This is a genomic window from Azospirillum sp. A1-3 (genome assembly GCF_023806445.1).
GTDB lineage: Bacteria > Pseudomonadota > Alphaproteobacteria > Azospirillales > Azospirillaceae > Azospirillum.
Map to the genome: position 1 here is coordinate 532980 of NZ_JAMSLU010000002.1, position 20581 is coordinate 553560.

Here is a 20581-nt window from a genome sequence, read left to right on the forward strand (position 1 = left end):
ATGGTGCAGCCGGGACGAAGCCGAAATTGCCGTCCCGGCCGGCTGTGTCAGGCCAGGATGTCGCGGATGACCGTCTCGATGCCGGCGGCGTCGAGCTGGTAGTGGCGGTAGAGATGGGTCGGCGGGGCAATCAGGCTGTATTCGTCGCGGATGCCGTGGCGGATCAGCAGCGCCTTCGTGCCGGCCTCCGCCATCACCTCCGCCACGGCGCCACCGAGGCCGCCGAGAATGTTATGCTCCTCCACAGTCAGGATGATGCGGGAGCGTTCGGCCGCCACCAGCACCGCGTCGCGGTCGAGCGGCTTGATCGTGTGCATGTCGATCAGCCCGACCGACAGGCCGGAAGCCCGCAGGGTGCGGACCGCTTCAAGGCAGGGATGGACCATGGTGCCGCAGGCGATGACGGTCAGATCGGTGCCCGTTTCGTGCTCGATCGCCTTCCCGAATTGGAAGTCCGGGAGGTCGTCGTAGACGTTCGGTTCCTGCCCACGGCCGATGCGGAAATAGATCGGCTCAGGGTGGTCGGCCGATGCCCTGATCGCGGCGGCCAGCTGCGGCCCGTCGGCAGGATTGACCACGGTCAGCCCGGCGATGGAGCGCATGATCGCCAGATCCTCCGTCGCATGGTGCGAGGTGCCGTAGAAGCCGAGCGCGATGCCGGCATGGTGTCCGATCAGCCGCACCGGCAGCGCGGAATAAGCGACATCCATGCGGATCTGCTCGCAGCACAACAGCCCGAGGAAGGATGCGAAAGTCGCCACGAAAGGCATCACCCCGGTTGTGGCGATGCCGGCCGCCGCCGACACCATGTTCTGCTCCGAAATGCCGAACTGGACGAAGCGGTCGGGATGGCGGGCGGCGAAGCGAGCCAGGCCGTTGGAATATTGCAGGTCGGCGGTCCCGGCCATCACCGGATGGCCTTCCGCCACCAGTGCCGACAGCGCGTCCGACAGGTAGGACAGTCCGGGTGCGCGGGAGTTGAGCTGCCGGTACTGCCAGCTGCCGGGATCGACCGGACGGGTGAGGGTGTCGCCGATGGTCGTGGCGGCAATCATAGCGTCGGTCATCGGGGCGGTCATCGGGCGTCTCCCTGGGCTGCGTCTTCGCGGGTGGTGGCCGGGTAGGCGGGCTGGCCCATGATCTCGGCGATTGCGGCGGCCTCGTCCTCCGGCGCCAGATATCCGAGGTGCCAGCCGGCCTCGCGCTCCATGTAGCCGACGCCCTTGCCCTTCAGCGTTCTGGCGATGATGCAGGCGGGCTTTTCGCGCGCGCTGTCTTGCTTCAATCGGCGGAACAGGGTGGCGAGGGCGGCGACGTCGTGGCCGTCCACCTCATGCACCTCCCAGCCGAAGGCGCGCCATTTGCCGGCCAGCGGCTCGATCCCCATCACCTCGTCCACCTGACCGTCGAGCTGGTAGCCGTTGCGGTCTACGATGGCGATCAGGTTGCCGGCCTTCTGGTGGGCAGCGGCCATCGCAGCTTCCCACACCTGCCCCTCCTGCATCTCGCCGTCGCCGAGCATGACATAGACGTCGAAGCGCTGGCCCGTCATCCGGCCGCCCATCACCATGCCGAGCCCGGCGGACAGCGCATGCCCAATGGAGCCGGAACTGAAATCCACCCCCGGCACCTTGGTCATGTCCGGATGGTCGCCCAGTGGGTTGCCGAGCCGGGTGTAGCCGTCCAGCAGCTCCTTCGGGAAGAAGCCCCAGTCGGCCAGCAGCGGGTAAAGTCCGACCGCGGCATGGCCCTTGCCCATCAGGAAGCGGTCGCGGTCCGGCCAGCGCGGCTCGCCGTGCCGCAGGCGCATGGCGTCGTAATAGAGCGTCGCGAACAGTTCCGCACACGAGAAGGTCGAGGAATAGTGGCCGACCTTGGCGATGGCGATCAGCCGGATCGTCTCCAGCCGGACATGGCGGGCCCGCTCCTCCAGATGGGCGATTGTTTCGGGTGTCAGAGGGGCAGGCGTGATGGTCCGGTCGGCGCCCATGGGATCGGGCGCCGGTGCGGCGGTGGCGGTCGTTGGCATGGTCTTCCTGTCAGCGGATCGGCGCTGGAACGTGAGCGGCGGGGTACGAAGGCGCGCCGAATTGCCCTCGACAACTTATAACTTATAAGATACAAGCTGGAAATGGCAAGCGCGACGTTGCCGCTCCTTCCGACCCACTCTCCAGTCGGGTCCGCAGCCGGAACGCCGTCGGCGCCCCCACCCAATTCCCGCAATCAGGAAGAGCCGATCCCATGACCAACGCCCTTCGTGCCTTGGACATCGACCTGCATCTGCATTCGCAAACTAACGCCCGCGCCCACGAGGAGCGCGGGCCGCTCGCCCTGGTGCGGGGCGACGGCGTCCATGTCGTCGACGAGGCCGGCCGCCGCTATATCGAGGGGATGGCCGGGCTGTGGTGCGCGTCACTCGGCTTCGACGAGGCGCGGCTGGCCGATGCCGCCGCCCGCCAGATGCGGACGCTGGCGACCTACCACACATTCAACCACCGCACGAACGACGCCTGCGTGGCGCTGGCGGAGGCGATTTCGGGCATTTCGCCGATCAAGGGCGGCAGGATCTTTTTCGCCAATTCGGGGTCGGAAGCCAACGACACCATGGTGAAGCTGGCTTGGTACTACAACGCCGCGCGCGGCCGGCCGGAGAAGCGCAAGATCATCAGCCGCTTTGGCGCCTTCCATGGCAGCACGGTGATGGGCGCGGCGCTCAGCGGCCTGCCGCACATGCACCGCGCCTTCAACCTGCCGGACCAAGGCGTGGTCTTCACCGCCTGCCCCAACCATGCCCGCCATGCCGAGCCGGGAGAAAGCCAGGAGGACTATGCAACGCGGCTGGCGGCCGAATTGGAGGCGCTGATCCAGGCGGAGGGTGCCGATCACATCGCGGCGATGATCGCCGAACCGGTGATGGGGGCGGGCGGGGTGATCCTGCCGCCGGAGACCTATTTCCCCAAAATCCAGGCGGTGCTGGCCCGCCACGACATCCTGCTGCTGGCCGACGAGGTGATCTGCGGTTTCGGCCGCACCGGCAACTGGTTCGGCAGCCAGACCTTCGGCTTCCTGCCCGACATGATGTCGATGGCCAAAGGCTTGTCGTCGGGGGCCATCCCCATCGCCGCGGTGGCGCTGAGCGACCGCATCTATCAGGCGATTGCCGACCAGAGCGCGGAGGTCGGCGTCTTCGGCCATGGCTTCACCTATTCCGGTCACCCGGTGTCGGCAGCGGTCGCGGCGGAGGCGATCCGCATCTATCACGAGATCGACGTGGTCGGCCGCGCCCGCCGGCTGGGCGCCCATCTGCGCGCCGCGCTGGACGAGGCGTTGGCCGGGCACCCGCTGGTCGGTGAAATCCGCAGCGTCGGCCTGCTGGCCGGCATCGGCCTGACCGCCGACCCGGCGACCGGCCGCGACTTCGACCCCGCCCTGCGGGTGGGTGCGCAGGTGGAGCGGTGCTGCCTCGCCAATGGCGCGATCATCCGCAACATGGGCGACAACATCGCGCTCTGCCCCCCCTACGTCATCGAGCCCGGCCAGATCGACGCGCTGGTGGAGCGGCTGCGCGCCGCGCTGGACGATGTTGCCGACGCGCTGTCCCGCGACAGCCTTGCCGCCTGAGGAGGGACGCGTCATGACTTATCTCGATCTGCTCGATCAGGCCCGCCTGATCCGCGACGGCGAGCTCAGCGCCGCCGAACTGCTCGATGCCACCATCGCCCGCATCGAGGCGGTGAACCCGGTGCTGAACGCGGTGATCCTGCCGCTCTACGATCAGGCGCGCGCCGCACTGGCGCGTGGAGAGGCCTCGTCCGGCCCCTTCGCCGGCGTGCCCTTCCTGATCAAGGATCTCTACTGCCATGTCAGCGGCACGCCGACCACCGGCGCCTCCCGCCTTCTGGCCGGCGCCGTCGTCGATCATGACAGCGAACTGATGGCGCGCTACCGCCGGGCCGGCCTGCTGACGGTCGGCAAGACCAACCTGTGCGAGTTCGGCACGCTCGGCACGACGGAGCCGGTGCTGTTCGGCCCGACCCGCAACCCGTGGGACACCCGCCGCTCCAGCGGCGGGTCGAGCGGTGGCGCCGCGGCTGCCGTGGCTGGCGGCATGGTGCCGACGGCCCATGGCGGCGACGGCGCCGGGTCCATCCGCATTCCCGCCTCCTGCTGCGGCCTGTTCGGTCTGAAACCGACGCGGGCGCGCATCACCATGGGGCCTGATCTGGGCGACAGCCTGGGCGGCATCGTCAACGAACATGTGGTTACGATGACCGTACGCGACAGCGCGGTCCTGCTCGACGCCACCCACGGGCCGATGGCCGGCGATCCCTATACCGCCGCCCCGCCGGCCGGAAGTTTCCTGTCGCAGGTCGGCCGCGAGCCTGGACGGTTGCGCATCGCGGTCACCGACCGGTCGCTGTTGGGCACCGACGTCGACCCGGATTGCGTGGCGGCGGTGCGCGACACCGCACGCCTCTGCGCCGAGCTGGGGCATGACGTTGAAATCGCCGCCCCGGTCTTCGATGCGGAGCAGTACCAATCGGCCTATCGCCGCTTCTGGTCGATGACGGCGACGCGTAGCCTGTGGAGCATCGGCCGCGCCAACAACCGCTCCCCCGCCGCGCTGGTGGAGGAAGTCGAACCCTTCAACCGTTACCTGTTTGAGCGCGGCAGCCGCATCCTGGCGGCGGATTACGTGACGGATCTCGGCTGGTTCCACGACTTCTCGCGCATCCTCGGACGCTTCCTGGACCGCTACGATGTCTGGCTGACGCCGACGCTGGGCTCGCCGCCGCCCAAGCTCGGCCATTTCGATGCCGGGCTGTATGGCGGGGAGGCAGTGATGGACCGCTTCATGCAATTCCTGGCCTTCACCACTTTCGCCAACATGGCCGGTCTGCCGGCGATGAGCGTTCCGCTGTCCTGGAACGCCGAAGGGCTGCCGGTCGGCTCCCAGTTCACCGGCCGCGCCGGCGATGAAACGACGCTGTTCCGTCTTGCCGCCCAGTTGGAAGCCGCCCGCCCTTGGCGGGACCGCCGCCCGCCCGTCCACGCCGCCTGACCCCGGAGGGTATGATCATGGAAAATCAGGGATTTGTGGAGTTCGCCGGCGTCCAGAAAAGCTATGACGGGCGCACTCTGGTGATCGAAGGGCTGGACCTGTCGATCCCGAAGGGGGAGTTCCTGACGATGCTGGGGCCGTCCGGTTCCGGCAAGACCACCAGCCTGATGATGCTGGCGGGGTTCGAGGCGCCGTCGTGCGGCGAAATCCGTGTGGCCGGCAAGCCGATTCAGAATGTGCCGCCGCACCGCCGTAACATCGGCATGGTGTTCCAGAACTACGCGCTGTTCCCCCACATGACCATCGCCGAGAATCTGGCCTATCCGCTGAAGGTGCGGCGGATGGGGCGGGCGGAGACGGAGCGGCGGGTGGCCCGCGCGCTCGACATGGTGCAGATGGGTGCGTTGGCGCAGCGCCGCCCGTCCCAGCTTTCGGGCGGGCAGCAGCAGCGGGTGGCGCTGGCGCGGGCGCTGGTGTTCGAACCGGATCTGGTCCTGATGGACGAGCCATTGGGGGCGTTGGACAAGAACTTGCGGGAACACATGCAGTTCGAGATCAAGCATCTGCATGAACGTCTCGGCGTGACCATGGTCTATGTCACCCACGACCAGGCGGAGGCGTTGACCATGTCCGACCGCATTGCCGTCTTCAACCGCGGCCGGGTCGAACAGCTGGCGACGCCGGCGGAACTGTACGAGGAACCAGCCACCGTCTTCGTCGCCGGCTTCATCGGCGAGAACAACCGGCTGTCTGGGGTGCTGGCCGACCGGCAGGACGATCGCGGGACCATCCGTTTGGAAAGCGGTTCGGTGGTGCAGGCCCGTGTTGCCGCCGGTCTCGAGGCGGGTGCTTCGGTCACCGTGTCGCTGCGGCCCGAGCGGGTCCGGCTGGTGCCGGCAGAGGCGGCTGGTGGCGCCGGAGGAGAGCGGAGCCTGTTCGGCCATGTCTCCGACCTGATTTATCTGGGCGACCACATCCGCGTGCATCTGGCGGACGGTCCGGCCGCCGGGCTGGTCGCGAAAATTCCCAACAATGCCGATCACCAGCATGTGCGTCCGGGCGGCCGTTATCGGGTGGAATGGGGACCGGCCGACGCCATCGCACTGCCGGTGGGTCACTGATCGAAACGACATCCCGCCGGCGGGGAGGCGCTTTCGCGCCTTCCACACCGTTAGTTGGGACCGCGTGGTCGGTGAGAGCTGCGGCGACAATCCGGCCGTTTGCCACATCCATGCCGATGTATAGCTTCCGCCAGGATCGTCGCTTCCTCGTACCATGCTTTTCGAACTCCATCCGTTCTTCAATATCGAGCACGCGTCCGGTAAAGGCCAAATCCTGCCCCCGCAACCACCGACACTTGACGCCCCGGTTCGAAAGAGCCGGGGCGTTCGTGCATCTGGGTCTTGCGCATCCGAGCGGCGCCCTCGCAGACCGCCAGGACGCCCGCCAGCTCGCTGTGCAGGTCGGAATCCAGCCCCGCGCTGGCAGGGGAGTGCGTTAGCGGAGGAGCGTAAGGAGACGCACCGCCGACGGAACGGCGGCATCGCCGGTGGTGCGGAGCGGGTAGGCTATTGCTCCGCAAATATATTGAGTTTCACCTTCCCTCGCCGAGCCGGCGTTCTGTCGACGGTGTATGCACGCCAGCAGGAGGAGGGGGAAATGACAATCCTTGACGCTGAGAGGGCCGGCATCCCCGGCGTTGACAGAAGGCGCGATGGTCTTCTAGGCTCCGTTCCGTTCCCAGGGGAGCCTCGTTCAGGAGGCTGAGACACCCGCCGGCCCGGTCCTTCGCGTCCGGGCGACGCGGCAACCCTTAGAACCTGATCCGGGTCATGCCGGCGTAGGGATGCGGGACGAGAAGGCCTTTGCGGCCGACGCGCAGATCCATACCCCACAGGCTCGTTCCGGATTCGTTTGTTGCTCCATCGGTCGGTGCCGTTTGGAGATAAATGGGATGAGGAGGGTGGCCGTGAGCGCGATCTACGACAAGGTTCTGGCCTTCATGGAGGCCGACATCGGAACCGGGGCGGCGGCCGACGAGGCCTTCAACGCCCTGGCGCTGGCGGTCTTCGCCCACCAGTTCGAGCACAACCAGCCCTATCGCCGCTTCGCCATGCAGCGCGGCCGGGTGCCGCGCGGGGTAAAGAGCTGGCGCGACATCCCGGCGGTGCCGATCAACGCCTTCAAGGATCTGACGCTCAGCTGCCGCCCGGCGGAGGAATCCGCCCGTATCTTCATGACCAGCGGCACGACCAAGGGCGGCATCCGCGGCCAGATCCACCACACGACCCTGACGGTTTACGACCGTTCCACGCTGCTCAACTTCCGCCGCCGCTTCATGCCAGGGGCAGGGGCAGGGGACGAGCGGATGGCGATGGGCATCCTGTTCCCGACCGAGACGGCAATGCCGAACTCCTCGCTCGCCCATTATCTGGAGCTGGCGCGGGCGGAATGCGGCACGCCGGACAGCCTCCATTGGATCGGCGAGGCGGGCATCGACATCGCCGGGCTCTATGACCGGCTGGACGCCGCCGAGCGGTCGGGGGAGCCCTTCGCCCTGCTGGGCGCCAGCTATGGCTTCGTGCATTTGATGGACGCCATGGCGCGCGACGGCCGCCGCTTCGGCCTGCCGGAGGGAAGCCGCATCCTCGACACCGGCGGCTTCAAGGGCCAGTCGCGCGAGCTGCAACCGGACGAGTTCTACGGCCAGCTGGCCGAATTCTTCGGCGTGCCGCGTCAGCGCTGCATCAACATGTACGGAATGACGGAGCTGAGCACCCAGTTCTACGACGACGGCAATGCGGTCTGTCCGTCGCTGAAATCCGGCCCGCATTGGATCCGCAGCCGCGTCGTCGACGCATTGTCCGGCCTGGACGTGCCGCCCGGCAACATGGGCGTGCTGGTGCACCATGATCTGGCCCACATCAACTCGGTCGCCGCCATCCTGACCGAAGACGCCGGCATTCTGGAGGAGGGGGGCTTCCGCCTGCTGGGACGTGTCGCCGGCGCGCAAGCCAAGGGCTGCTCGCTGGCGGTGGAGGATTTCCTCGCCGCCGCACGCGGTTGAGCGGGAGCGCGGCCTTGGCTTTCGGCGACGATTTCTCCCGTCCGGAACCGGCCGGTCATCTGCCCGGTCTGCCGCCGGAGGCGGTGGAGCGGCGCGTGCTGACCTTCGGATCGGGCGCTGCGGCGCTGCGCGTGGCGGTGCCGGTGCTGGATGCCTGGCAGGTGGAGCGGGTCTCCGCGACGGTCCGGGCGACGGCGCGCGGCTATCTGAAGACGCTGTCGACGGCGCACATCGTAACCGTGATCGACGCGGCGATCCAACGGCTGCTCAATCGCGAGGATCCCTGGCGCCGCAGGGCGGAGCGGCTGCTGCCCATCGTCACCGGCTATGACGCTGAGATGGTGAGACTGGGGCTGACCGGCTATCTGAAGACCTTCCGCGCGCATGAGTTGCGCCGCTTCCTGACGGAGGACTTCGCGAACCCGCAGGTGTTGGACGAGTTCCAGCCGGCACCCAAGGGCGGCTTCACCCGCGCCTTCGGTCCCGATTTGCTGCTGCATGTCTGGGCGGGCAATGTGCCGGGACTGCCTTTATGGAGCCTTATCTCTGGCCTGCTGGTCAAGTCCGGGACGGTCGGCAAGCTGCCCAGCGCCGAACCGCTGTTCGCGGGCTGGTTCGCGCAATTGCTGGCGGAGATCGATCCCAGGCTGGGCGACTGCCTGGCGGTGGTGTGGTGGAAGGGCGGCGACGCGGCGGCGGAGCGGGCATGGCTGGCCCAGGCCGATACCGTGGTCGCCTATGGCGGCAATGCGGCGCTGGCGGCGATCCGCGACCGGGTGCCGGTGAGCACCCGATTCCTGCCCTATGGTCACAAGATCAGCTTCGCGCTGGTGTCGCGAGCCGCCCTCGACCCGCGGCGGGCGGGGGAGACGGCACGGTTGGCCGCCCACGACATCGCCCGCTACGATCAGCAAGGCTGCTATTCGCCGCACACGCTGTTTGTCGAACGCGGCGGCCGGCTCTCGCCGCAGGATTTCGCCGCCATGCTCGCTCATGAACTTGCGGTGCTGGCTCGCAAACAACCGCGCCGGGCCCTGTCGATGGCGGAGGCCGGCGAGGTCGCCGGCTGGCGCGACAGGCAGACGATGCGCGGCCTGGACGGGTCCGGTCATCTGCTGCTGTCGGACCCGGCGGGCGGCTGGTGCGTGTCCTGCACCGACGCGCCGGATGGGCTGGCGCCGACCGCGCTGAACCGGACGATCGCCGTGGTGGCGGTGGACGATCTGGCGGAGGTGGCGGGCCGCGTCGCCCCGCACCGCGCCATTTTGCAGACCGCCGGCATCGCGGCGGCGCCGGAGGAACTGTTCCGCCTGGCCGGACCACTGGGGGCGGCGGGGGTAACGCGGCTCTGCGCCTTAGGCAACATGACCGCGCCGGAGGCCGGCTGGCACCACGACGGCCGGTTCAACCTGCTGGATCTGGTGACGGTGACGGAGATCGAGCGGTCGGCGGAAGGGCTGGCAGAGGGGTTAGCCCGCTATGCCGATTGATCCGGCCACCTTCCTGGTTTTCGAGGGCGTGCGCTTCGATTACGGCGATGCTGCGATTGTCGATGGTGTCGACTGGACGGTTGGCCGTGGGGCGGTTCATTGCCTGCTGGGGCGCAGCGGCTGCGGCAAGACCACGTTGCTGAAGCTGGCCGCCGGACTTCTCGCCCCCGCCGCCGGACAGGTGCGGCTGGACGGGGCGCCGGTGCAGGGGCCGGGCGATGCGGTGGGCGTCGTCTTCCAGACGCCGACGCTGCTGGAATGGCTGACGGTGCTGGATAATGTGCTGCTGCCGGTGACGCTGCACCGCCGTGCCACCGCCGACGACTGCGCCCGCGCACTGGACCTGCTGGAACTGGTCGGGCTGGCGGGGCTGTCGCAGCGGGGACCGCGGGCTCTGTCGGGCGGGCAGCAGAGCCGGGTGGCGCTGGCGCGCGCGCTGATTGCCGATCCGGCGCTGCTTCTGCTCGACGAGCCCTTCGCCGCGCTTGACGCCCTCACGCGCGAGGAGTTGCAGGAGGATCTTCTGCGGCTGTGCGCGCAGCGCGGCACCACCGCGTTGTTCGTCACCCACGACATCGCCGAGGCGGTCTATCTGGGCGATCGCGTCGCGGTGATGGCGGACGGGCGGCTGCGCCACAGCGTCTCCATCGATCTGCCCCGCCCGCGCCCGCGTGACCTGCGCTACGACCCGCGCTTCAACGCGCTGTGCCGCGATCTGCGCCACGCTATGGACGGCGCGTCCGGACTCCGGCGGGCGGAGGCGGCGGAATGACGACCCGCATCGCCGCGATCCTGCTGCCGCCGCTGCTGCTGACGGGATGGGAGGGCTATTGCCGCTGGTCGGGGATCCCGGCGCTGGTGCTTCCGTCGCCCTCGGCGGTGGGGGCTGCGTTGTGGAGCGGTCTGGCGAGCGGACGGCTGCTGTCGCATCTGGCGATGACCGCCACGGAGATGGCGCTGGGGCTGGGCATCGGCTGTCTCGTCGGCTTTGTCGCCGGGGTAGCGCTGGCGGAAGTCGCGGGGCTGCGCCGCTTGCTCTACCCCTACGTCATCGCCAGCCAGGTGGTGCCGAAGCTGGCGCTGGCGCCGCTGTTCATCCTGTGGTTCGGCTTCGGCATGTCCTCCACCGTCGCGATCACGGCATTGATCTGCTTCTTCCCGCTGTTGGAGAACACGCTAACCGGGCTGGACCGCGTTGATCCCGCCAAGCGGGAACTGTTCCGCATGCTGCGGGCCGGGCGCTGGCGCACCCTGACGCGGCTCAAAATTCCCTCGGGCCTGCCGGTAATCCTGGCCGGGCTGCGGGTGGCGGTGGTGCTGGCGCTGGTCGGCGCCGTGGTGGGGGAATTCATCGGCGGGCGCCAGGGGCTGGGCGCCTCGATCATCGCCGCGCAGGGGATGATGGACACCCCGCTGATGTTCGCCCTGTTCGCGGTCATCACTGCGCTGGGCATGCTGGTGTATCAGGCCACGCTGCTGATCGAGCGGTGGCTATTGTCTCGACAGGCGAAAGGATAACTGGGAATGGGGCTGTTTTCTCGTGCGGCGGGGGTGTCCGCACTCGTGGGGGCGTTGCTGTTGGGCAGCGTGTCCGGCGCGCTCGCCCAAACGCCGGCCGGGGCGCTGGACAAGGTGACGGTGGCGGGCTGGAGCCAGCCGATCAGCGAGATCACCAATCTGCTGGCCGAGCCCGACAAGGACTTCTTCAAGTCCAAGGGCATCGCGTTGGACTATGTGCCCGGCACCGGCGGCGGGTCGGCGATCCAGACCATGCTGACCGGCAAGGCCGACATCGCCTTCACCGATCCCGCCGCCTTCTATCTGGCGCTGGACAAGGGCGAGAAGCTGGTGGCCATCTACAACATCTACCCGCAGAACGTCTTCAACGTGGTGTCGCCCAAGGCCAACGGCATCACCAAGCCCGCCGACCTGAAGGGCAAGCGCGTCGGCGTCTACAGCCTGTCGAGCGGCACCCGGCAGAATCTGGCCGTGCTCCTGCATCAGGTCGGCTTGAGCGAGAAGGACGTGACCATCGAGGTGACCGGCCTGCTGAACTTCGCCCCGGTGATCCAGGGGCAGGTGGACGCCACGGCGGCGACCGACACCGGCCTCTACGTCGCGCGGCTGAAGGGCCTGCCCGAGGTCAACGTGATCGAGGTGCGCGACAGCCTGAACCTGCCGAGCGACATCTTCGTGGTGACGGAGGAGACCTACCGCAATAAGAAGCCGCTGCTCGCCCGCTTCCTCGCCGCTTATCGCGACAGTGCCGCCTGGATGATCGCCAATCCGGAGGAGGCCGCCCGCATCGCCGTCACCCGCGCCATCAACGGTTCGGACGAGGCGGTAAACCTGGGCATCATCAAGCTGCGCAACGCCTCCACCGTGTCGGAGACGACGGAGCGCGAGGGGCTGGGCGCCTTCGATCCCGGCGTGATGCAGAAGGGGGCCGACACCTTCCACCAACTGGGCCTGATCGCCCGCCCGCTCGACACGGGTGCCGTGGTGCGCACCGACCTGATTCCACCCAAGCAGTAACGGGACCGTTATGGATTTCCAGGGCAAGGTCATCCTCGTCACCGGTGCCGGGCGCGGCATCGGTGCCGCCATCGCCCGCGCCTTCGCCGCGGAAGGGGCCATGGTGGTGGTCAACTACCTCCGGAACCAATTGGCGGCTGAAGCAGTGGCGGCGGAGTGTCGGGCGCTGGGCGGCGACGGGCTGCCGCTGCGCGCAGACGTGACCGACGTAGCGGCGGTCGTCGGGATGGTGGAGACGGCGGTGGCGGAGTTCGGCGGGCTGGACGTGGTCGTCAACAACGCCTTCGCTCCCTATGTCTTCGACCCTGATCGGCGGCGGCTGTTCTGGGAAACCGAGTGGGACGATTACCAGACCCAGATCGACGGGGCGCTGAAAAGCACCCATGCCGTCTGCCGGGCGGTGCTGCCGGCGCTGCGCCGGCGGGAAGCGGGCAGCATCGTCAACATGGCGACCGACCTCGTGGCGCGGCCGACCGTTCCCTACCACGACTACACGACCGCCAAGGCGGCGCTGATTGGCTTCAGCCGCACCCTGGCGGCGGAGCTTGGGCCGTTTGGCATCCGTGTCAACTGCGTGGCGCCGGGGTTGGTCTATCCCACCGACGCCAGTCGGTCGACACCGGAACCGGTGAAGGACCGCATCACCGCCCTAACCCCGCTTGGCCGTATCGCGACGCCGGAGGACGTCGCCGGGCCGGTGCTGTTCCTCGCCTCCGACTGGAGCCGGTTCATAACCGGGCAGACGCTGACGGTGGATGGAGGCTTGGTGATGGGCGGCACCTGACCTGTTTCCGGGCCTGCGCGACCAGTGCTGGAGAGCCGCCTGTCCAAGATCGTGCATCAGAGTCGGTGTGTCGGCGAAGGGGCCGATTCCCAATCCGGTGGAGACCATGGCGCATAAATTGAGGAAAACTGGTATGAATCGGCATGGAATAAGGGCTCTATCGTCGTTTTGATGGTGCGTACCTCATCCGGGGCCGATGACACGTGCCTGACGGATGTCGAGTTTGCCCCGGCCTGCGCTTGGTCTAAGCGCCGGATTATCGCCTAGGGTTCCGTCTCAGGAATTTTTATCCATATGCCGTTGGAGATGGTTTTCTGAGCGGCCTGACCGATATGGAGGACGGCATGGCTTGGGGATCGGCGGTACGGATTGAACTGAGCGAGGCCGAGCAAGGTGAACTGAAGGCGCGCTCGCGCCGTCGGAAGATCGCGCGGGCCGATGCGGTACGGGCGGAGATCATTCTGCTTGCCGCCGACGGCCTGACCAATGTCGCCATTGCCGAGCGGATCGGCGTCACCCGCCTGACGGTCGCGACGTGGCGCCGACGTTTTGCCGAGCGGCGGATGGGTGGCTTGCTTGACGACCCCCGCCCGGGCGCCCCCCGTAAGATCGGCGATGACAAGGTGGCCGAGGTCGTCACCACGACGCTCGAGGCGGCGCCGGTCGACGCCACCCACTGGAGCACGCGCTCCTTGGCCCGCGCCTCGGGGCTGTCGTCCGCGACCGTGCACCGCATCTGGCGGGCCTTCTCGCTCCAGCCGCACCGCAGCGAGACCTTCAAGCTCTCGAGTGACCCGCAGTTCGTTGACAAGGTGCGCGACATCGTCGGCCTCTACCTGGCCCCACCCGCTCGTGCTCTGGTGCTGTGCGTGGACGAGAAGACCCAGATCCAAGCCCTCGACCGCACTCAGCCGGTGCTGCCGATGCGCCCTGGTCAAGTGGAGCGGCGCACCCACGATTATGAGCGCCACGGCACCAGCTCTTTGTTCGCCGCGCTGGACATGAAGGCCCGGAGCGTGATCGGCCGGTGCCTGCCACGCCACCGGGCGGCAGAGTTCCGCCAGTTCCTGGACGAGATCGAACGCAACTTCCCTGCCGACCTGGACGTCCACGTGGTGATGGACAACGCCTCCTCCCACAAGACCAAGCTGATCCGTGACTGGTTCGCCAAGCGGCCAAGTTGGCACGCACACTTCACCCCGACCTCGGCCTCCTGGGTCAATCAGGTCGAGCGCTTCTTCGCGCTGCTCACCGACCAGCAGATCCGGCGCGCCACCCACCGCTCGACGGAGGAACTCGAGGCGGCCATCCATGCCTATATCAACGCTCGTAATGCCGACCCAAAGCCGTTCCGCTGGACCAAATCCGCCGACGCTATCCGCGCTGCTGTCGAACGATTCTGCCGCCGGACACAGAACGCGCTATCCAGCAGTGAATAAGAACTTCTGAGACGGGATACTAACTCGATCTCGACGCCGCGGACATCGACTTGCCGAAGGGCATCAATCATGCCGCAGTCAACTTCTTCGCTACCGTCCAGATCACTGCTCTCGTCAGTCATCGATTATGAGTTCTGGCCCCAACTCCTATCGCCCCTGTCTTTGTTCTGGGCTGTGACAGCTTCACCCTGCGTTGCGCAAAATACTGTGCCGGCGTACTTCCCAGCGCTTTCCTGAACATCGTGATGAAGGCATTGACCGACTCATAGCCCAGCTTGTCCGCCACGGTTTGCACCGCCGTCCCGCTGGCCAATTCACGAAGTGCGACGACAAGGTGCAACTGCTGTCGCCAGCGTCCGAACGTAAGGCCCGTCTCCCGGATCATCAAACGAGCCAGTGATCTTTCGCTCATCGCGACGCGCTTCGCCCATTCTCCCAATGTGCTCCGGTCGGACGGTTCGATCGTCAGGGCATCGGCGATCGCCCGGATCTTCGGATCGCCGGAGATGGGCAGATTGAAGTGTTCACGCGGCATCCCGGCCAGTTCGTCCAACGTTACCTGTGCGAGCCGAGCGGCATGGCTATCCGGAAGATAGTCCGAAACTTCGCCGGTCAGCCGGTTGACCAGTTCCCGCACCAGCGGAGAAATCGACAGGGTACAACAGACCTTGGGCAGATTTGCGGCTCCCGGCTCTGCAAACAGGTAGCTGAGCTGAGCATTCACGGTCGCCCTGACGCTGTGTGGCGTACCACCCGGAATCCAAACTCCGCAGTTGGGTGGCACGATCCAGATCTCATTGTCCGCGGTGCACGTGACGGCCCCGTGCAGCGCGAGAATCAGCTGTCCCTTCCGATGCACGTGCACCGGCACTTCCGCCTCGTAGTCCGCGAAGTCGAGCAGGCGAGCGACGGCAGGCTGGTCCGCCAGATCGGGGTCGAAGACGGAAACGGCTGATCGTGACGCGGCCATAGGTTTTGGCATGATTAAGGGGTTTTTTGACAGGATACCTAATTTATCTGGTTGCGCAAGGCGCCGATACTCTCAGGCATGAGAACCGAACCTCCTTCGAACCGTCTCGTCACGGCCACCGGGATCGCCATCTGGATCCCTGCACTGCGGGCAGATGCGGATGCGCTGCTCTTCTCGGTGAAGTGCTTCGCCGCGGCGATGTTGGCTTACTACTTCGCGCTGCGCCTGGGATTGCCGAAACCTTCCTGGGCCATTCTGACCGTCTACATCGTTTCGCAGAACTCGGCCGGCGCGTCGCTCAGCCGCGGCGTCTATCGCTTCGCGGGGACGGTCGTCGGCGCCGTCGCGACCGTGGCGATCATCCCCTTCTTCGTCAACGATCCGATCGTGTGCAGCGTGGTTCTCGCCTGCTGGATCGGCCTGTGCCTCTACCTCTCTTTGCTCGACCGCACCGCGCGTGCCTATGCCTTCGTTCTGTCCGGCTACACCGCCAGCCTGATCGGCTTCCCCAGCGTGTTCAATCCTGCTGCCGTCTTCGATACAGCATCGGTGCGGGTCCAGGAGATCTCCATCGGGATCCTCTGCGCCATCCTAGTTCATCGCTTTATCCTGCCGAAGCGCATGACCGGCCAGTTCACCGCCAAGCTATCGGCAACGCTGCGGGATGCCCGCCGGCTGGCGGGCGACGCGCTCCGCGGAACTTCCGGGGAGGTGACCCGTCGCGACCGCGACCGGCTGGCAGGGGACCTCCTCGCCCTGCAAGGGCTGGCCGGTCACCTGCCATACGACCCGGTACCGGTGACGCCGAGCCGCGAGACGTTGCAACTGATCCATGACCGGCTTGCACGACTGCTTCCGCTCGCGACGGAGGTCGATGACCGCGTTCATGCCCTTCGCTCCGGAAACCACACCCCGCCTGACGAACTGACCGCGCTGCTGGGTGAAGTGGAGCATTGGTTCGCTGCCTCCGACTCGGCCGGGCGGGACATCGTTGCGAACCGGCTGATCGACCGCGCCCAGACGGTGCGGACACGCATCGCCGCGGATGCCGTGACGGCCGGCGACAGGCTCGCGGCCAACCTCGTTGGCCACCTCGCCGAGATGATCTGCCTACTTCATGACTGCGACCGGCTGGAGCGGACGATCATAACCTCCCAGTCGTCGGACACCGTATCGCACCTCCGGTCCAGACGCGCGACGGGCTATGTCTATCACCGCGACCCCTGGATGGCGGCCCGGAGCGCGCTGGGCGCGGTCGCCGGCATCGTCATCGGCTGCGCGTTCTGGATCTGGTCGGCCTGGCCGGAGGGCGGACTGGCAGTGTCGATCCTGGGTGTATGCTGCGCCCTGTTCGGCAATGTCGACGTGCCGGCGCCGAATGTCGTCAAATACATGACCGGTTCGGTCGCCGGGGTGGCGTTCAGTCTGGTCTACAGCTTCGTCATCCTTCCCCGCGTGACGGATTTCGTCGGCCTCGTCGCGGTGCTCGCACCAGCCTTCCTGTTCGCCGGCTCCCTGCAGGCGCGGCCCCCGACGACATTCATGGCGCTCGGCATCACCCTGACGATCCCGATCCTCTCGGGGCTGGGTACCACCTATGCCGGCGACTTTGCCGGGGCTCTCAACAGCGTCATCGCGCTGTTCGCGGCGATAGGATTTGCGGTCGTGAGCATGAGCCTGTTCCAGACCATCCCGGTCGATGCGGCGATCGGCCGGCTGCTTCGACTGAATCGGCAGGACGTCAGGCAGCGGGCCCTGGGCGGCGGACCAGACGAAGCGCGCTGGACAAGTCTCATGATTGACCGGACGGCGCTGCTGCTCCCGCGGCTCCGGCTGTCTGGAAAATCCCACCCGGATGTGCTTGACGACACCTTGCACCATCTTCGCGTCGGTCACGCCGCCGGTCGGTTTTATCAGGCAATCCGGCAGGTCGACGCCAATGACAGCGGCAACAATGACGGCCAGATCGGCTATGACGGGTTCGAGCTTCTCACCGCGATTGCCCTACGCTTCGGTCTCGGATACCGGGCGGGACCTTCCGATGCCATCGCTTTGCAGCGGCGCATCGGATTGCTGATGGCGCGGGTCGCCGACAGCTCGATCAAAGGCCGCGGTCTCCTGCTCGACCTGCTCATCGACCTCCAGTTCGCCCTGGGTCCGAGCGGCGCATCGAATTGGGAGAACGGCCGATGATCCTTGATCTCGACATCGGAGGCATCTTCCTCCCCGGTCTGCTGGTGCTCGCCTTGGTCGCACTTGTCGGCACCGTCGCGGCGGTCCGTCTATTCGCCGCCGCGGGACTCTTCCGCCTGACCGCCAGCCGGCCGCTCGTCGAACTCGCCACTTTCGCCCTCCTCTACGGTCTGCTCCTGCAGACTCTGCCATCCAGCGGAACATTCCAATGAAACCTGTGCTGTCCCTGCTCGGACGCTATGCCCTGACCCTCTGCTTCGGCACGGTTGCCGCTTTCGTGGCGTTGCAGGTGTGGACGCGTCACGAGCAGACGCCGTGGACGCGTGATGCCCGGGTGAGCGCGGCAGTCGTGCAGATCGCGCCGGAAGTCTCCGGGACTGTCGGTGCCGTGTCAGTTATCGACAATCAGTATGTGCATCGTGGCGACGTCCTCTATGTGATCGACCGCGAGCGGTTTTCGCTCGCGGTGGCGTCCGCACAGGCCGATGCCGAAGCCAAGCGCCAGGACATGCTTGTCCGACAGGCGGCGGCGCGGCGGCGAAGCCAACTCCGCGAAGTCATTTCCCAGGAGGATGTGCAGCAGACGGCCGGTGCCGCCGCACAGGCGTCCGCAACCTATGACGGTGCGGTGGCTGCGCTCGATCTTGCCAAACTCAATCTCGCACGGGCGACGATCCGGGCGCCGATCGACGGGTACGTCACCAATCTGCGGCTGCGGCCCGGCGATTATGCCACGGCCGGCGTGACGAAGATCGCCATCCTCGATGCGACCAGCTTCTGGATCACCAGCTATTTCGAGGAAACGAAGCTGCGGCGGATCCGTGTCGGCAGCCCGGCGCAGATCATGCTGATGGGCTTCGATGACGCGCTCTCCGGCCATGTCGAAAGCATCGGCCGGGGCATTGAGGACAGCAACGGAACGCCCGGTCACAGCGGCTTGCCGAACGTCGAGCCAACCTTCAGCTGGGTCCGCCTTGCCCAGCGCATACCGGTGCGCATCCGCATCGACCGTGTCCCGCCCGGCGTCGAACTGACGGCGGGCATGACGGCGACCGTCGTCATCGAGTCCGCAACCGCCGGCGACGCGCTGTAATCGGCCGCGGAAGTGTGCGGCATCTATCGCCGTCAAACAGGTGGGTCGCGCCAGAATATCCTTTCACGGGCGCGCTCACGGGGAGTCTTCGGAAGAAACCCTTGAGGGGCAGGCGCTAACCTCGGGCAGCAGGCGATCCTTGCATGCCGAAGGTGGATCGGCGCGTACCGACGGCGGCGACACCGGCCGGTGGCGGGTTGATCCGCCCCGCACCGGAGGCCGGGCCGGTCTGCAAAATCGATAGGATCATGATGGAGAGCAGACATGCCCTTGCGTTTCGCTGACGCAACCGACGAAGCTTATCGATACCCCTTGACCATCCGCCACCTGCTTGACCGCGCTCTCATCACGTCGGCCGATCAGGAGATCGTGTACCGCAACCAGTATCACCTCACCTACCGGGAGTTCGCGCAACGCATCGGAAGACTGGCGTCGCTGCTGTCCTCGCTGGGCGCCGAGGAGGGGATGACGATCTCGGTGATGGACTGGGACAGTCATCGATATCTGGAAGCGTATTTCGCCATTCCCATGATGGGCGCCGTGTTGCAGACGGTGAACGTCCGCCTGCCCATCGACCAGCTCCTCTACACGCTGGTCAGGACCGATCCCGGCTTGATCATCATCCACCGCGACTTCTTCCCCCTGCTGGACGAAATCCGGCAAGCCGTTCCAGGCGTGAAGGCGGTCATCGCCATCATGGACGGGACCGGCGAGCCGGCACCCGCCTGGGCGGCGGGGGAGTATGAGGAGATGATCGCAGCCGCCGATCCCGATTTCGATTTCAGGGATTTCGACGAGAACGCAATCGCGACAACCTTCTTCACCACCGGGACGACGGGGAATCCGAAAGGGGTCTGCTTCAGCCATCGACAACTGGTTCTGCACACACTGGCCCTCTGCGGTCATTCCGGCGACACGCGCCATCGGGGGTTCGGTGTCGACGACGTGTACATGCCGCTCACGCCGATGTTTCACGTCCATGCCTGGGGCATGCCCTATATCGCGACGATGCTGGGCCTGAAGCAGGTCTATCCGGGGCGCTATGATGCCGACATGATCTGCCGATTGCGGACTGAGCATGGCGTCACCTATTCGCATGGCGTGCCAACCATTCTGCAGATGGTGATTTCCGCGGCAGATCGTACTGGAACGGACCTCTCCGGCTGGATGATGGTGGTAGGCGGTTCGAGCCTCACCCCGGCCCTGTTCGAGGAAGGGCGGCGCCGCGGCATGGAGATCGTCGGTGCCTACGGGATGTCCGAAACGGCGCCGATTCTTACCGTAACGCGCCGCGCCCCTGGATCGGAGACGGGAGCCGCGGACGAGGGCCATCTGCTGACCAGGGCAGGGGTGCCGATCCCGCTGGTCGAGACGCGGATCGTCGACGAGGCCATGACCCCGCTTCCCAGGGATGGACGGTCGCGCGGGGAACTGGTGGTGCGGGCCCCTTGGCTCACGCCCTGCTATGTGGGCGACGGGGAGGGGTCGAAGGCCCTTTGGCGGGGCGGATGGCTCCACACGCAGGACATCGCGACCATCGATGCGAACGGCAACGTGACGATCTGCGACCGCCTCAAGGACGTCATCAAGAGCGGTGGGGAATGGATCGATTCGCTCCAGTTGGAGGGCATCGTCGCGAATGCCGACGGTGTCGCCGAAGCGGCCGTCGTCGCCGTGCCTGATGACCATTGGGGCGAGCGGCCGCTGGCCGTAATCGTCGCCGCCCCCGGTGCGACCGTGACGCTGGGAACGCTGAACCGGCCGATCGAGGCGGCGATCAATGACGGTGCGATCACGCGATACGCGAAACTCGACCACTTCATAGCCGTCAGCGAGCTGCCCAGGACGAGCGTCGGGAAGATCGACAAGAAGACCCTGCGCGCCCGGTTCGCCTCCGTCCAAGCCGACGGATCGGCAGCCACGGAGCCCTGTGCGACCTGAAAGGAGG

Annotated in this window: 17 protein-coding genes and 1 riboswitch; of the genes, 14 read left to right on the forward strand and 3 right to left on the reverse strand. The window is 66.7% G+C overall.

The features are described 5' to 3' along the window. Nucleotides 1-47: 47 nt before the first annotated feature. Nucleotides 48-1079 (reverse strand): transketolase family protein, encoded by a 1032-nt coding sequence (locus M5E06_RS15865; RefSeq protein ID WP_252138982.1) that lies wholly within the window; start codon nt 1077-1079, stop codon nt 48-50. Next, nucleotides 1076-2029 (reverse strand): transketolase, encoded by a 954-nt coding sequence (locus M5E06_RS15870; protein WP_252138983.1) that lies wholly within the window; start codon nt 2027-2029, stop codon nt 1076-1078. Before M5E06_RS15870 ends, M5E06_RS15865 begins: the two co-directional genes overlap by 4 nt. A 212-nt stretch (nt 2030-2241) precedes the next feature. Here M5E06_RS15870 and M5E06_RS15875 point away from each other — a divergent pair, with 212 nt between their 5' ends. From M5E06_RS15875 to M5E06_RS15925, 10 genes are all read left to right on the forward strand, one after another. Continuing rightward, nucleotides 2242-3621 carry an aminotransferase gene (locus M5E06_RS15875; protein ID WP_252138984.1) on the forward strand — a complete coding sequence of 460 codons (1380 nt, stop codon included), beginning with the start codon at nt 2242-2244 and terminating at the stop codon, nt 3619-3621. A 13-nt stretch (nt 3622-3634) separates the two neighbouring features. Next, a complete protein-coding gene (locus M5E06_RS15880; RefSeq protein ID WP_252138985.1) occupies nt 3635-5062 on the forward strand; it encodes an amidase in 1428 nt (475 codons plus the stop codon). A gap of 17 nt (nt 5063-5079) precedes the next feature. Next, complete coding sequence (locus M5E06_RS15885; RefSeq protein ID WP_252138986.1) at nt 5080-6183, forward strand: ABC transporter ATP-binding protein; 1104 nt, start codon at nt 5080-5082, stop codon at nt 6181-6183. Between the two features lie 611 nt (nt 6184-6794). Further along, a riboswitch (TPP riboswitch) is annotated at nt 6795-6927 on the forward strand. Nucleotides 6928-7031: 104 nt separating this feature from the next. After that, nucleotides 7032-8129 carry a LuxE/PaaK family acyltransferase gene (locus M5E06_RS15895; protein WP_252138987.1) on the forward strand — a complete coding sequence of 366 codons (1098 nt, stop codon included), beginning with the start codon at nt 7032-7034 and terminating at the stop codon, nt 8127-8129. Nucleotides 8130-8143: 14 nt separating this feature from the next. Further along, nucleotides 8144-9619 (forward strand): acyl-CoA reductase, encoded by a 1476-nt coding sequence (locus M5E06_RS15900; RefSeq protein WP_252138988.1) that lies wholly within the window; start codon nt 8144-8146, stop codon nt 9617-9619. After that, the gene (locus M5E06_RS15905) at nt 9609-10391 is read left to right on the forward strand and encodes an ABC transporter ATP-binding protein (RefSeq protein WP_252138989.1); all 783 of its coding nucleotides are present in this window, start codon (nt 9609-9611) and stop codon (nt 10389-10391) included. The genes M5E06_RS15900 and M5E06_RS15905 overlap by 11 nt, the downstream gene beginning before the upstream one ends. Beyond that, entirely contained in the window at nt 10388-11137 is a 750-nt protein-coding gene (locus tag M5E06_RS15910) for an ABC transporter permease (protein WP_252138990.1), read from the forward strand. The genes M5E06_RS15905 and M5E06_RS15910 overlap by 4 nt, the downstream gene beginning before the upstream one ends. Before the next feature lie 6 nt (nt 11138-11143). Next, entirely contained in the window at nt 11144-12154 is a 1011-nt protein-coding gene (locus tag M5E06_RS15915) for an ABC transporter substrate-binding protein (RefSeq protein ID WP_252138991.1), read from the forward strand. A 10-nt stretch (nt 12155-12164) separates the two neighbouring features. Continuing rightward, complete coding sequence (locus M5E06_RS15920; protein WP_252138992.1) at nt 12165-12938, forward strand: 3-oxoacyl-ACP reductase; 774 nt, start codon at nt 12165-12167, stop codon at nt 12936-12938. A 344-nt stretch (nt 12939-13282) separates the two neighbouring features. Next, nucleotides 13283-14377: an IS630 family transposase gene (locus M5E06_RS15925; RefSeq protein WP_252138993.1), complete on the forward strand. Its 1095-nt coding sequence runs from the start codon at nt 13283-13285 to the stop codon at nt 14375-14377. Nucleotides 14378-14495: 118 nt separating this feature from the next. On the opposite strand, the gene M5E06_RS15930 is transcribed toward M5E06_RS15925, so the two are convergent. Continuing rightward, a complete protein-coding gene (locus tag M5E06_RS15930; RefSeq protein WP_252138994.1) occupies nt 14496-15347 on the reverse strand; it encodes an AraC family transcriptional regulator in 852 nt (283 codons plus the stop codon). Nucleotides 15348-15425: 78 nt separating this feature from the next. On the opposite strand from M5E06_RS15930, the gene M5E06_RS15935 reads away from it, so the two are divergent. From M5E06_RS15935 to M5E06_RS15950, 4 genes are all read left to right on the forward strand, one after another. Further along, nucleotides 15426-17540: an FUSC family protein gene (locus M5E06_RS15935; RefSeq protein ID WP_252138995.1), complete on the forward strand. Its 2115-nt coding sequence runs from the start codon at nt 15426-15428 to the stop codon at nt 17538-17540. Continuing rightward, nucleotides 17537-17752 (forward strand): DUF1656 domain-containing protein, encoded by a 216-nt coding sequence (locus M5E06_RS15940; protein ID WP_252138996.1) that lies wholly within the window; start codon nt 17537-17539, stop codon nt 17750-17752. The genes M5E06_RS15935 and M5E06_RS15940 overlap by 4 nt, the downstream gene beginning before the upstream one ends. Continuing rightward, nucleotides 17749-18633: an efflux RND transporter periplasmic adaptor subunit gene (locus M5E06_RS15945; protein WP_252138997.1), complete on the forward strand. Its 885-nt coding sequence runs from the start codon at nt 17749-17751 to the stop codon at nt 18631-18633. The genes M5E06_RS15940 and M5E06_RS15945 overlap by 4 nt, the downstream gene beginning before the upstream one ends. Nucleotides 18634-18897: 264 nt before the next feature. Next, nucleotides 18898-20574: a long-chain-fatty-acid--CoA ligase gene (locus M5E06_RS15950; RefSeq protein ID WP_252138998.1), complete on the forward strand. Its 1677-nt coding sequence runs from the start codon at nt 18898-18900 to the stop codon at nt 20572-20574. Nucleotides 20575-20581 lie beyond the last annotated feature (7 nt).

Coding starts and splice junctions, on each gene's coding strand:
- M5E06_RS15865 (WP_252138982.1), bottom strand. CDS start 1,079: ATGACCGCCCCGATGACCGACGCTATGATTGCCGCCACGACCATCGGC.
- M5E06_RS15870 (WP_252138983.1), bottom strand. CDS start 2,029: ATGCCAACGACCGCCACCGCCGCACCGGCGCCCGATCCCATGGGCGCC.
- M5E06_RS15875 (WP_252138984.1), top strand. CDS start 2,242: ATGACCAACGCCCTTCGTGCCTTGGACATCGACCTGCATCTGCATTCG.
- M5E06_RS15880 (WP_252138985.1), top strand. CDS start 3,635: ATGACTTATCTCGATCTGCTCGATCAGGCCCGCCTGATCCGCGACGGC.
- M5E06_RS15885 (WP_252138986.1), top strand. CDS start 5,080: ATGGAAAATCAGGGATTTGTGGAGTTCGCCGGCGTCCAGAAAAGCTAT.
- M5E06_RS15905 (WP_252138989.1), top strand. CDS start 9,609: ATGCCGATTGATCCGGCCACCTTCCTGGTTTTCGAGGGCGTGCGCTTC.
- M5E06_RS15910 (WP_252138990.1), top strand. CDS start 10,388: ATGACGACCCGCATCGCCGCGATCCTGCTGCCGCCGCTGCTGCTGACG.
- M5E06_RS15915 (WP_252138991.1), top strand. CDS start 11,144: ATGGGGCTGTTTTCTCGTGCGGCGGGGGTGTCCGCACTCGTGGGGGCG.
- M5E06_RS15920 (WP_252138992.1), top strand. CDS start 12,165: ATGGATTTCCAGGGCAAGGTCATCCTCGTCACCGGTGCCGGGCGCGGC.
- M5E06_RS15925 (WP_252138993.1), top strand. CDS start 13,283: ATGGCTTGGGGATCGGCGGTACGGATTGAACTGAGCGAGGCCGAGCAA.
- M5E06_RS15930 (WP_252138994.1), bottom strand. CDS start 15,347: ATGGCCGCGTCACGATCAGCCGTTTCCGTCTTCGACCCCGATCTGGCG.
- M5E06_RS15935 (WP_252138995.1), top strand. CDS start 15,426: ATGAGAACCGAACCTCCTTCGAACCGTCTCGTCACGGCCACCGGGATC.
- M5E06_RS15940 (WP_252138996.1), top strand. CDS start 17,537: ATGATCCTTGATCTCGACATCGGAGGCATCTTCCTCCCCGGTCTGCTG.
- M5E06_RS15945 (WP_252138997.1), top strand. CDS start 17,749: ATGAAACCTGTGCTGTCCCTGCTCGGACGCTATGCCCTGACCCTCTGC.
- M5E06_RS15950 (WP_252138998.1), top strand. CDS start 18,898: ATGCCCTTGCGTTTCGCTGACGCAACCGACGAAGCTTATCGATACCCC.